Annotated in this window: 7 protein-coding genes and 1 tRNA gene; all 8 read right to left on the reverse strand. The window is 70.8% G+C overall.

Going from position 1 to position 11,985, the window contains the following annotated elements; all coding sequences use genetic code 11:
- Positions 1–246: 246 nt before the first annotated feature.
- Positions 247–332: transfer RNA gene (locus JG540_RS09665), tRNA-Ser, on the reverse strand.
- A gap of 273 nt (positions 333–605) precedes the next feature.
- Positions 606–1,964 (reverse strand): AGE family epimerase/isomerase, encoded by a 1,359-nt coding sequence (locus JG540_RS09670; protein ID WP_200275653.1) that lies wholly within the window; start codon positions 1,962–1,964, stop codon positions 606–608.
- Between the two features lie 193 nt (positions 1,965–2,157).
- A complete protein-coding gene (locus JG540_RS09675) occupies positions 2,158–5,514 on the reverse strand; it encodes an endo-beta-N-acetylglucosaminidase (protein WP_200275655.1) in 3,357 nt (1,118 codons plus the stop codon).
- A gap of 95 nt (positions 5,515–5,609) precedes the next feature.
- Positions 5,610–7,223 carry a family 20 glycosylhydrolase gene (locus JG540_RS09680; protein ID WP_200275657.1) on the reverse strand — a complete coding sequence of 538 codons (1,614 nt, stop codon included), beginning with the start codon at positions 7,221–7,223 and terminating at the stop codon, positions 5,610–5,612.
- A gap of 96 nt (positions 7,224–7,319) precedes the next feature.
- Positions 7,320–8,240, reverse strand: a complete 921-nt coding sequence (locus tag JG540_RS09685; RefSeq protein WP_200275659.1) for a carbohydrate ABC transporter permease — start codon at positions 8,238–8,240, stop codon at positions 7,320–7,322.
- Positions 8,240–9,190, reverse strand: coding sequence for a carbohydrate ABC transporter permease (locus JG540_RS09690; protein ID WP_200275661.1), 951 nt, complete (start codon positions 9,188–9,190; stop codon positions 8,240–8,242). Before JG540_RS09690 ends, JG540_RS09685 begins: the two co-directional genes overlap by 1 nt.
- Before the next feature lie 90 nt (positions 9,191–9,280).
- On the reverse strand, positions 9,281–10,597 hold the full coding sequence (locus JG540_RS09695) for an ABC transporter substrate-binding protein (protein ID WP_234042802.1): 1,317 nt from the start codon (positions 10,595–10,597) through the stop codon (positions 9,281–9,283).
- Between the two features lie 158 nt (positions 10,598–10,755).
- On the reverse strand, positions 10,756–11,985 hold the full coding sequence (locus JG540_RS09700; protein WP_200275663.1) for a glycoside hydrolase 5 family protein: 1,230 nt from the start codon (positions 11,983–11,985) through the stop codon (positions 10,756–10,758).

Raw genomic sequence — 11,985 nt, forward strand, 5'->3', positions numbered from 1 at the left:
CTGACGGCGGGGCGGCAGCGAGACGGGACAACAGCGAGACAGGTCGCCGTCAGCAGGGCGGAGCAGCAGCGGACCGGGACGCCGTCGTCGGCATAACCACGCGCCAACGCGCCGCCCTCTCAGCGGCAGCCAAGTTGTCCACAGACTAAGGCTGTCCTTACCGGTCTCGCGAGCCATATGTCCCGGTCTCGCGGTACCGATGTCCCGGTCTCGCGGTACCGATGTCCCGGTCTCGCGAGAGAAGGGCGGAGAGAGGGGGATTCGAACCCCCGGTGCGCCAGGCGCACAACGGTTTTCAAGACCGTCACATTCGGCCGCTCTGTCATCTCTCCCAGGCTGCCGGGCGGGCCCGGCAGCAGTCCCGCACTGTACCAGCCCCCAGGCGGCAGCGCGCGGCACACGCGGCTTGACCACCGGGTACCCCGTTGGCGATCGCACCCGGCACAGGCAGGTCAGGGCCTGAAGCACCCCTCTGGCGGCACCTGCCAGCGCACTCAGGTCAGCACCTGAAGCACCTCGCTGGCGGGCGCGCGCGGCACGCTCAGCTCAGGCGCCAGCTACCTGGCCTGCTCGGCCTGCTGTTAGGTCCCGCCCGACTGCTCGGCTCAGTAGCCGAAGAACCCCCACTGGCGGCTTCGGCCACCCTCCTGGCGCGCCCCAGAGGGCCGGGCCGGCGCAGGCGCGTCCAGCTTCCGGGCCGCCACCGCCTGCGGGATAGCGGGCCACACAGGCAGGCGCGGCAGCAGGGTCATCTGCAGGGCGTGGTAGACGTCCGGGTGCCCCTTCCAGGTGCGGGTGGAGGGCCGGTTGTCCTGGTCCAGCTCGTGCCACCAGCGGCCCGGCTCCGCGATCAGGTACTCCTCGGCGTAGTCCAGCCAGGCCCGGTAGCAGTGCTCAAAGTGCTCCAGCTCGATCTCCTGGCGCCCCTGCTCCAGCGCGGCCCAGCGCAGGGCCGCCGCCGCGGACACGCCCTCGCACACCACCCAGTGCATGCGCTCGTGCACCACCGGCTGCCCCTCGAAGTCCGTGGTGTAGACGAAGCCGGGGGCGCCGTCCACCCGCCAGCCGTCCGAGCGGGCCCGGTCGAACAGGGCCTCGGCGGCGTCCAGCATCCACTCGGGGGCCTCCTTGCCGCGGGCCTTGAGGGCCATCATGGCCTGCACGGTCAGCCGCGCCCACTCCAGGCCGTGCCCGGGGGTCACCCCGAAGGGGCGGAAGGGGTCAGCGGGCCGGTCCTGGTTGTAGTCCAGCACGGGCCGCCAGCGCGCGTCGTAGTGCTCCGGCAGCCGCCACTGGTGGGCGCGAGCCTGCTGGTTGACGGCGAAGTCGATGATCTGCAGGGCGCGCTCCAGCCACTTGAGGTCGCCGGTGACGTCGGCGGTGACCAGGAAGGCCTCCACCGTGTGCATGGCCGCGTTGATGCCCCGGTAGTCCTCCGCCTTGCTGAAGTCGGTGTTGTAGGCCTCCAGCGGCAGGCCCCGCACCTCGTCCCACCAGTAGCGCTCGTACACCTCCATGGCGTCCACCAGCAGGTCGTGCGCCCCGGGCCGCCCCGCCGCGGTGGCCGCCGCCGCCGCGAAGAGCACGAAGGCGTGCTGGTAGCACTCCTTGCGGGCCCCCTCCTGGACGGCCACCCCGGCGCCCTGCTCGTCCAGCTCGTGGCGCACCGCCGAGTGCCAGCCGCCGTTGACCCGGTCCCGCAGGACGTTGCGCAGCACCCGCACCCCGTGGTCCGCGTAGCGGCGGCAGCCTGGCACCCCCAGGAGCGTGCCCACGCTGAAGGCGAAGGTCATGCGACCGGTGATCCAGGTCTCCACGGGGTGGCTGGTGTCCACCTGGCCGTCCTCACCGATCCACCCGAATCCGGCGGGCACCTTGGCGGCGCGGGCGAGACGCAGCAGGGCGTGCGTCTCCTGCGCCAGCCAACGGTTGTGCTCGGGGGCGCCAAACCATCCCAGTCCCATGAGTCCTCCTCGACCCTGTACCTCCTGCCCGGGCGGTCGCAGCCGGGCCGGTGCTGCTGAACTTAGCAAAAACGTGGGCCGCCGCGTCCCGGGTCACGGCCTGAGCCGTGCCCGCTCCTCGCGGCCCGCTTGGCGGGGCCCGCACCAGCCCACCCCGCTCCCTGAAGCGGGCTGGCGGCGGGTCCCTGGTCTCCTACCCGGCCACCAGGACGTCCTTGCCCTCGACCTTGGTGACCACCAGCCTGGCCTTAGGGTCCACCTGGCCCACGGTGGTGGCGGTGGAGGTCAGCTGGGACTGGTACATGACCCGGCTGCCGCGGCGCAGGGCCAGGGTGGCGTAGCCGTCCCCGTCCCAGTCACCCACGTAGACCTCGTCCGTGGAGCGGCCCAGGCTGATCGAGGCGTATACGGGGGCGTCGGCAGTGTTCTCGGTGTAGAAGACCACGCGGCTGCCTACCCGCACGGCCCAGCTCGTCCGACCGTCGCCGTCCCAGTCGCCGAAGAGCAGGGTGCCCTTGCCGGTCTCCTGCACGCGGGCCACGTAGGCGGGCATGCTGCCTGTGGGTGGCTGCGGCTGGTCGGGCTGTCCGCCGGGGGCGGGGGCCGACGGCGTGCCGCTCGGGCTGGGGCGCGGCGTGGGCTCCGGGTCGGCGGGGTCGGTGATTGCCCCCGGCACGCAGCCCTGCTCGGCGACGTCGGCAGGCTGGGTGACCTGGACGGCCTGGCCGTCCTTCACCGTGACCACGGTGGGCTCTGAGACGTTCCCGGCGTAGTCGGTCAGGCGCAGCTCGAAGATGCCGGCGCCGTCGCTCAGGTGGCTGGAGACGTCGAAGGGGACCTGCAGGCGCTCGTTGGTGGCCTGCACCCCCAGCCCGCCCTCACCGCGGGTGGCGGAGAAGACCGGCGTGCCCGCCGTCGTGGTGACGGCCAGGTGGTGCCAGTCCGCCGGGCTGGGAGAGCGCAGGCGCATACGCGAGTCCGCTACCGTCACGTCGGTGGCCGGCAGGGGCCGGGCCCAGGTGTCGGGCAGCTTGCTGCGCAGGGCCATGACCTGGCCGCCGGGCAGGGGCTGGCCGCCTCGCAGCGGCTCGATGCTGAGGTCGTAGTCTCGCCCCTCCCGGAAGGGCACGGTGAGTCTGGCGTGCACCCGGCCCGCCTGGTCGGTGCTCAGCTCGGAGCCGGTGAGCACCCGCGTCCAGGACAGGGCCTGGGGGGCGCATCCGGTGTGCACCAGGTTGAGGGTGGCGCGGTAGCCGTCAGCACCCGCCACGGGGGTGAAGGACAGGTCCAGCTCCTGGCTGCCGGGCGCGGGGGCGTCCTGGGCGGGGGCCACCTGGATGTTCCCGGTACCGGTGACCGGGTTGATGACCGCCTCGGCAGGCTGGGAGCGCTGCCCGTCCTTGCCGACGGCCACCAGCCGCAGGGTGACGGGCCCCTGGCCCAGGTCCAGCTTCTTGATGTAGCTGCGGGAGGCGTAGGTGGCCCCCAGGGCGGTCACGGTGCCGTCCGCCTGGGCGGCGGAGAGCTCGTAGTAGCTGACCTGCTCGAAGGGTGCCGCCTGCCAGGTGACGCTCGCCTGCCCGTCGGCGTAGGCGTGCTCCACGCTGAAGCCGGTGGGGGCTGCGGGGGCGGCGCCGCCGTCAGTGACCGCCAGGCGACCCAGGTTCACCTGGACGTCGCCCTCACCCTCCAGCAGGACCGCCAGCGTGGAGATGCTGCCGCCCGCCCGGCCGGAGAGGTCCGCGGTGTAGGTGGTCCAGCCGTTGGGGTCGGTGCCGGTGGCGGTCAGGTCCACGGCCTGGACCTGGCTGGGGCTGGCCTTGTCCACGACGCCGAGGCGTAGCCGGGGGCTGCCGGTGACGTGGCGGGCCACCAGCTCCACGCGGGTGCCGGCGGTGACGGAAAGGTCGGTGCGGAACAGGCGCATGGTGGCCTGCCCGTGGAGCTGGCCGTGGACGGCCAGGGAGGAGCCGCCGTCGTAGGCCCCCACCGCCTGGAAGGGGGCGGCCTGGCTCTCACCGGTGGTGGAGCGGCGCTCCTCCTGGGGGCCGTAGTCGTAGTCGGCGGTCAGGGCGGGCTGGGCGGTGGTGCCGTCGGCCTGGGTGATCCACCACTGCCAGGAGGGCAGGATGGACTGCTCGTTGATGTTGCCCCACTGCTCGCTGGAGCTGAGGGTCCCCTGGGTCCAGCGGGCCATGCCGTGGCCGGTGTTGAAGCTGGAGTGGAAGCCGCTGCCGCCGATCACGGAGCGGGCGGGGGTGAAGTCCGCCACGCCCACCCAGCCGCTGGCGTTGTCCACGCCGACGTCGGGGCGGCGGTGCTGCGGCTTGACCCCGGTGTCCAGCACGTCCTCGGTGACGCCGGAGAAGTACATGCGCTCGCGCTCGTGGATCATCCACTGGAAGCCGGGGGTCTGCATGAGGGGACGGTCGTAGCCGGGGACCTTGACGTCGTCGTCCAGGGCCCGCTGGTAGTAGTCCGAGGGCGTGAACAGGGCCAGGGAGGCGCGGGGGCTCTTGGTGTCGGGGGCGTAGAGCCGGGGGATGCCGCGGGCGGAGCCGTGCTGGCCGGAGAACTTGGCCTGGTTGGCCTCCACCCCGAAGAACACCTCCTGGTAGGGGTCTACGCCGTGCTCCTGGGCGTATCCCAGGGAGCGGTCCACGGACCAGGCCCAGTCATAGTTGACGAACACCGAGTCGTGGATGCGCCCGTGCTGCTCGTCCTTGAGCCAGGCGGCCTTGGAGGCGTTGAAGCTGGAGTTGGTGTCGTACCACTGGGTCCACAGGCCCTGGCTGCTCAGGTAGGCCATGAAGGGCTTGAACTCGGAGTCGTCCGCCCGCTCCTCCTGGTTCAGGAAGAAGCCGTCAAAGCCGTAGTAGCGGGCCATCTCCACCAGCTTGTCGGCGATCACGTAGCCCTGGGAGGTGGGGTCCTTGTCGAACATCTCCTTGAAGGTCAGGCCGGGCCGGAAGGCTGGGTCGAAGTAGATGGTGCCGATGGACTTCACGCCGTTGCGGTGGGCGGCGTTGGTGTAGGCGGGGTTGGGGATGTTGACGATGCCGAACTCGAAGCCGCGGTTGCGCCAGTCTGAGTTCCGGGGGTCGTAGAGGGAGTCGGGGGTGGCGGCGGTGGCGGCCCCGTGCCAGGGGGAGTAGTAGTCCGTGTACTGCCAGAACCCCAGGGTGTTCTCGGTGAAGTCGTTGTTTGCGGTGGCGGTGTTGAAGAAGGCGTTGCCGTAGTCGCCCTGCATGAGCATGACCTGGGCCTTGCCGTCCAGGCCGGGGTTGGCCTGGGTCTGGGCCGGGGCCTGGACGCGGGGCTGCAGGGGCACCTCGGCGCGCAGGTCGGCGGCGAAGGGGTCGGACTGGGGCGACCAGTCGCGGATGTCCTGCACCCGGTAGCCCGCGAAGCGCGGCTGGGCCGAGCCCAGGGCCTGATCTCCGGTAGGCGGGAAGGAGTCTGCTGCTGACGCGGTTGAGGCTATGCCTGCGATGCTGAGCGCCAGCACTGCGGCAGCGCCAGCGCACTTCTTTAGAGGGTGGCCCTTCATCTCAGCTCCGTTGCTGCTTGGGGACGGGGATCGTGCAACTGAAGGGGTTTAGTGCACGGTTATATACTTCCAGGCTATTGCTTGCTTGTCTATGGCTAGAGGTCAAACGGCAGCAGCTGCCGCAGGCGGGCGTGCCAGGTGGCGTAGGAGCTCTGGTCCCCGGGGTTCCACACCCGGCTGGCCAGCGCCACCAGCAGCGGCCGGATGCCGGCGGCCACCTCCGCCTCGGTCTCGGCCTCCGGCACGTCGCACCACACGGAGAGCACCGCCCCCCGGTCCCACTCCTCCCCCGGCCCCCAGGTCTGGGGGAGGCCGTCCGCGAGCGCGGGGAACACGCCGGGCCGCCAGGCGTAGGCCGCCTCCACCGTGGGCCTGTCCCAGTAGGCGCGCCCAGGGGTGGTGAGCACGTAGTAGAACCGGGCGTCGTTGAAGTTGACCACCTGGTGCCCGGCGTCCACGAAGTCCTGCACCGGGGCGAAGCCCTCGTGCCAGGCCGTCCAGTAGGTGATGACGACCTCGGCGTCCAGGCGCTGGCTGGTGCCCGGGATCCCCAGGGCGTCGTTCCAGGCCCGCACCTGGCGCACCCCCAGACGGCGCAGGTGGGCGGCCACGGTGCCCAGGTAGTGGACGTAGCCGTCCAGCACGGTGGCCTGCGGCCCCACCTGCTCCTGGGCGTAGGCCGCCAGCCGGGGGTAGTCCCGAGCCAGGGTCTCGTGCAGCCCCGGGTCCCAGGCCGGGCCGCCCACCGGGAAGACCTCGTCTCCCCCCAGGTGCCAGGTCCGGGCGCCGAACAGGGGCACCAGCTCCTCCAGGAGCTCGGCCACCAGGGCGCGGGCCTGGGGGCGGGAGTAGTCCAGCAGCAGCCGGCCCGCCTCCGACTCGGCGGCCCGCAGCCCGGGGTGGGCGCTGAGCACCTGGCGCATGTGCCCGGGCACGTCCAGCGCCGGGACCACCTGCACGTGGTAGCGGGCGGCGGTCGCCAGCAACTCCCCCAGCTCGGCCTGGGTGAGGTGCTGCTCGCTGACCACCTCCGGGTGGCTGCGGGACTCCAGGCGGAAGCCCTCGTTGTCCGAGAAGTGCAGCTGGAGCTCGTTTAGCTTGAACCAGGCCATCTCCTGCAGCCGGTCCTGGAGCCACTGGGGGCTGAAGTACTTGCGGCCCGCGTCCACGTGCAGCCCCCGCACCGGCTTGGCGGGCTCGTCCAGGACCGTGCAGGGCTGCACGCCGCCGGATAGCGCCAGGCACTGGAGCAGGCTGCGGGTGCCGTAGAAGACGCCGGTGGCGGTGGGGGCGGTAATGGTCACGGCCTGGCTGGTGGCCTCCAGGCGGTATCCCTCCGGGGAGGCCAGGCCCGCCACCTGCGGGGCCAGCCGGAGGACCACGTCCCCGGGCTGCGCCGCCACGCCCACCACCACGGGCAGGGGCGTCGTCGTGGCCTCGGCGGCCAGTCCGCCGACCTGGGCGCTGCCCACGGCACCGGCCCACGCCGTCGTCGGCACCGGGTCCAGCGCGGTAGCCAGCTCGGTGGCCAGCAGCTCGGCGTCGGCGCGCAGGGCCTCCGCCTGGGCCGCCTCCGCGACGACGACGCGGCTGCGGGCCAGCAGGCGGAAGGGGGCACCGGCGGCCTCGGTGACCTGCCGGACCGGGGGCAGCACCCCGTAGATCCCCTCACCCTGCAGGGAGGTGGCGTTCTGCTGGTTCTCACTCATGGCCTGCGCTGGCCTTTCTGCTTGCCGGGACGGGGCTAGGGCGCGGTGTCGCGCCAGGCGGGCACCCGGGGCCACAGGCGACCCCGAGGCCCCGCCTCAGCCCTTGACGCCGCCCTCCTGGACGCCCTTGAAGAACTGCTTCTGGGCCAGGGCGAACAGGATGATGATGGGCACCAGGGCGATCACGGTACCCGCCGCCACCACCCGCGGGTTGCTGCCGAAGTTCGACTGCAGGTACTGCATGCCCACGGTCAGCGTGTACTTCTCCGGGTCGGAGAGCACCACCAGGGGCCACAGGAAGTCATCCCAGGCGCCGATGAAGGAGAACAGGGCCACCACACTCACCATGCCCCGGATATTGGGCCACACGATGTGGCGGATGCGCTGCCAGGTGCTGGCGCCGTCGATCTCCGCGGCCTCGATGATGTCGCGGGGGATCATGGAGCAGGCGGTGGCCACCAGCAGCACGTTGATCGCCCCGATCGCCCCGGGCAGGAACACGCCGAACAGGGTGTTGGCAAAACCCAGGGACTTGATGGTCAGGTACTGGCTGGTCAGGGTGACCTCACCGGGCAGCAGCATGGTGGACAGCAGCACCGCCATGATGACCTTCTTGCCCTTGAAGCGCAGCACCCCCAGGGCGTAGCCGCCGCAGATGGAGAAGAACACCTGGCTAGCCACCGTGCCCAGGCCCAGCAGCAGGGAGTGCCAGGCGTACTTGAGGATCGGGATGGTGTGGGCCACGGTCTGGTAGTGGGCGGTGGTCGGCTCGGCTGGCACCAGCCGGGGCGGGAAGGCGTAGATGTCCTCGGCGGCGCCCTTGAAGGAGGTGGACAGCTCCCACAGGAAGGGGAAGACCGCCACCACGGCCAGCAGCACCAGGAGCAGGTAGCGCACCACCGCCCCCGCTGGGGTGGGCTTGAGGAAGTCAGACTCGCCCTTGCGCCGCCAGAAGCGGTCCCGGTAGGGCTTGGCCGCGGGAGCCGACGCCGTCGGCTGGCTGGTGGGGGCACTCATCAGTGCTGCTCCTTCTTGGCGGCGGCGCGGCGCAGGGCCGCACGGTGGGCGCGGCGCCTGCGCAGGCTGTTGCGGACGGCGGAGAGGTCGGTGCCGGAGTTGAGCATGGCCGTGAGCAGCAGCGGCCCGACCGTCAGGAAGAACAGCATGACGCTCAGGGCGGAGGCGTAGCCGAGCTGGCCGTTGAGCCCGGAGCCCTTCTGCTTGATGAGCATGACCAGGCTCATGGCCTGCCCGCCGGGGCCGCCGGAGCCGTTGGTAAGCACGTAGATCTCGGAGAAGATACGCATGGCGGAGGTGGTGATGAGGGCGGAGACCAGCAGCATGGCGCCCCGCACGCCGGGCACGGTGATGGACCAGAAGCGGCGCACCGCCCCGGCGCCGTCGATCGCGGCGGCCTCGTGCAGGTCCCGGCCCACGTTCCCCAGGGCCGCCAGGTAGACCACCATGTAGTAGCCCAGGCCCTTCCAGGTGGTCAGCAGGATCGCGCACACCAGGATCCACCAGCGTTCGGTCAGGAAGCTAATGCCGGTGCCGCCCATCAGCTCGATGGCCTGGTTGACCACGCCCTTGGAGTCGAACATCCAGGACCAGATGATGCCCACCACCACCACGGAGGCGATCACCGGGAAGTAGTAGACGGTACGGAACAACTCGATCCCCGGCACGTACTTGGACACCAGCAGGGCGATCAGCAGGGGTATGAAGGTCAGCAGGGGCACGCAGGCCAGCACGTAGACGGCGCAGGTGACCAGGGCGTAGCCGACCTGGGGGTCGCTCAGGATCTCCTGGTAGTTGTCCAGCCCCACGAAGGTGGGGGTGCGCAGGGGGCGGGCGTTGGTGAAGGACAGGACGATGGTGTTCAGGAAGGGCCACAGGGAGAACACCAGCACCCAGATCGTCGCGGGCAGGACGAGCAGGTAGGGGGTGAGCCGCTTTGGTCGACGCATGGGAGTCTCCAGGATGGGGGCGGGCAGGAGGTGCGGAGGGGTGGCACCAGGCGGGCTGGCACCACCCCTCCGGCGCGACGGCTAGGCCGCTCAGGCGGTGAGCGCCTTGTTGCAGTACTCCACCGCGGCGTCCAGGGCGGCCTTGGCGGTGGTGTCGCCCTTGATCGCCAGGGCGATCTGCTGCTGGACGTAGGCCTTCATGTCGTTGGAGTACTGGATAGGGGCGGGCATCTCCGCCTTGGGCATGGCGGCGGCGGCCAGGCCCACGGCCTTCTTCATGAGCTCGTTGTCCAGCTCGCCGGAGAAGGACTCAGGGCTGTTGTTGCCCTCGACGGTGCCGGGCATGAAGCCGCGGGCGATCTTGACGAAGGCCACCTGGTTGTCGTTGTTGGTGACGAACTGGGCGAAGGCCAGGGCCAGGTCCATGTTCTTGGAGCCCTTGGCCACGGAGATGCCCTGGGTGAACAGGGGCGCGGTCTCGAAGCGCGGCGTGCAGTCCACGTGCTTGAGGACGTTGGGGGCGTCGTTCTCCAGCTGGGAGACGAAGGAGGTGGTGGCCGTGGTGTAGCCCGCCTTCTCCTGGGTGAACATGTTGGCGTTGTCGGCGGTGTCGTCGTTGAGGGCCTCGGCAGGCATGGCGCCGTTCTTGTAGAAGCCCGCGAACTTGTCCACGATCGCGGCGGCCTCGTCCGTGTTGAAGACGAACTTGCCGTCCTTGAAGATCGTCACGCCACTGTTCTTGAAGTCCGTGACCCCGGGCATGTAGGAGACCAGCTTGACCCCCTTGGCCGCAGCGGTTTCCGCCCAGGCGTAGTACTCCTCCAGGGTCTTGGGGGCGTTGGCCACGTCCAGGCCCGCCTGGGTGAGCAGGTCGGTGTTCCACCAGCTCACGTCCGTGCCCAGGTACCAGGGGTAGCCGTAGGTGCCCTCCACGCCGTCGAAGGTGTAGGCGGCCAGGCCGCCAGGAACGTAGCTGGACATGGCCTCGGGGGTGGCGGCCTTGAGGTCCACGATCTGCTCCACCTGGGCCAGCTGGTAGGCGAAGTCGCTGGGCAGGTTCACGACGTCGGGCAGCTCACCGGAGTTGGCCTGCTGGAGGATCTTCTCCTCGTAGCCGTCTCCGGGCTGGTCGATCCACTTGATGGTGGTGCCGGGGTGCTGGTCCTGGAACGCCTTGATAAGGGCCTCGAAGTAGGGGGTGAACTTCTCGTTCTTGAGCGACCAGGTCTGGAAGGTGATCTCACCGGAGAGCTTTCCGTCACCGGCAGCGGCGGACCCCCCGGAGGCGGGCTTGGTGGCATCGGTGCTGCTGGAGCCGGTGCAGGCGGCCAGCGTGGCGGCGGTGGCTGCGGAGAGCCCCAGGAGCAGGCAGCGGCGGGAGAGGTTCATGAGGGATCCCTTCGTCATTGGAGGAAACGGGGTGGTCGATAGCCACTACCGAGATACTACATCGGTTTAGTGACTTAGTGGTAGATAGTTTCTGGACGGCGACGAGAAGCTGTGCGGCCCTCTCTATGTATCGGTAGACGGCGGGGCGGCGAAGGCACCGGTCGCACCTCAGGGCGCTAAACCGATTTCATGGGTGGCAGCACCAGGGCGGGCGGCTCCCCCTCTACGGCACGGCGCAGCCACTGGTCGAACAGGTCCCCCGTAGGGGCCGTCAGGGAGCGCTGCCCGGCCTGGGCGCTGGGCACCAGCAGCTGCTCCCGCTCCCCCGCCGCGCCGGTCAGCGCCTGCGCACCAGGGGCCTGAGCCTGCACCTGGGCCTGCACCTGGGCCTGTCCGGCGGCGGCCACGGCCTCCTGGAAGGCCCGGCCCACCGGCTTGAGCGCGCCGTCTGAGGCGAACAGCCCCAGGGTGTGCTCCAGCTCGGGGAAGTCAGCCAGGTCCCGGCTGACGTCGTGGGAGCACCACCAGGTCACGGCCTCCAGCTCAGGCAGGTGCCCGGTGGCGGCCTGCACCAGGGAGGCAACGGTCCGGTGCACGAAGTCCGGGGCCTCCGCCGGGTCCACCCAGCTGCTGGGCGCCCCCACCTCCTGCAGCCAGATCCGCCGGCCCGGGCCGCCCCAGGCACGGGCCAGCTCCACCAGGTAGCGGGCGAACAGGTGCAGCGCCGGGTGCCGCCTGCCGTAGCGCGGCCCCACCTGCATGAACACCCAGGAGTGGACCGTGGTCAGGTCCCCCAGGCCCACGGCGTGCCCGGGCTCGAACGGGTGGGTGTCGTCGAACCACAGGTCGTCGTCGAAGGAGTGGGTCAGGACGCCCTGGGGCCACGCCGCCCGGGCCTCCGCCAGCAGCCCCTCCAGCCAGGCCCCCGCCTGGGCGGGGCTCAGCGGCTGGCAGCCGGGGTGGCGGGCGGCCGCGAACTGGATGAACTCGTTGCCCACGCTCAGGCCCTCGGCCCCGGGGCGGTCCGCCAGCTCGCGGGCCAGGGTCCGCACCAGGGCCTGCTGCCCGTCCACGACCTGCGGGTCCGTGAACAGGTTCCGCTGGTGCCAGGTGACCACCCAGGAAGGCAGGAAGTCGAAGGAGGACAGGTGCCCCTGCAGGGCGTCCACCGTGACCCTCAGCCCGGCCGCGGCCGCCGTATCCACCACAGCGAGCACGTCGTCGACCGCCCGGGGGCGGATGAGCGTGCGGTTGGGCTGCAGCAGCGGCCACAGCGGGAAGATCCGCACGTGGTCCGCCCCCAGGGAGGCTATGTCGGCCATGTCCTGGGCCACCAGGCCCAGGTCCAGGTCCAGCCAGGAGTGGAACCAGCCCACCCGCGGCGTGTAGTTGACCCCAAAACGCAT

It is taken from the genome of Actinomyces weissii, assembly GCF_016598775.1.
Taxonomy (GTDB): domain Bacteria; phylum Actinomycetota; class Actinomycetes; order Actinomycetales; family Actinomycetaceae; genus Actinomyces; species Actinomyces weissii.

Excerpts from the sequence above, each read along its gene's own strand:
- JG540_RS09670 (WP_200275653.1), bottom strand. The coding sequence starts at position 1,964 with ATGGGACTGGGATGGTTTGGCGCCCCCGAGCACAACCGTTGGCTGGCG.
- JG540_RS09675 (WP_200275655.1), bottom strand. The coding sequence starts at position 5,514 with ATGAAGGGCCACCCTCTAAAGAAGTGCGCTGGCGCTGCCGCAGTGCTG.
- JG540_RS09680 (WP_200275657.1), bottom strand. The coding sequence starts at position 7,223 with ATGAGTGAGAACCAGCAGAACGCCACCTCCCTGCAGGGTGAGGGGATC.
- JG540_RS09685 (WP_200275659.1), bottom strand. The coding sequence starts at position 8,240 with ATGAGTGCCCCCACCAGCCAGCCGACGGCGTCGGCTCCCGCGGCCAAG.
- JG540_RS09690 (WP_200275661.1), bottom strand. The coding sequence starts at position 9,190 with ATGCGTCGACCAAAGCGGCTCACCCCCTACCTGCTCGTCCTGCCCGCG.
- JG540_RS09695 (WP_234042802.1), bottom strand. The coding sequence starts at position 10,597 with ATGACGAAGGGATCCCTCATGAACCTCTCCCGCCGCTGCCTGCTCCTG.
- JG540_RS09700 (WP_200275663.1), bottom strand. The coding sequence starts at position 11,985 with ATGCGTTTTGGGGTCAACTACACGCCGCGGGTGGGCTGGTTCCACTCC.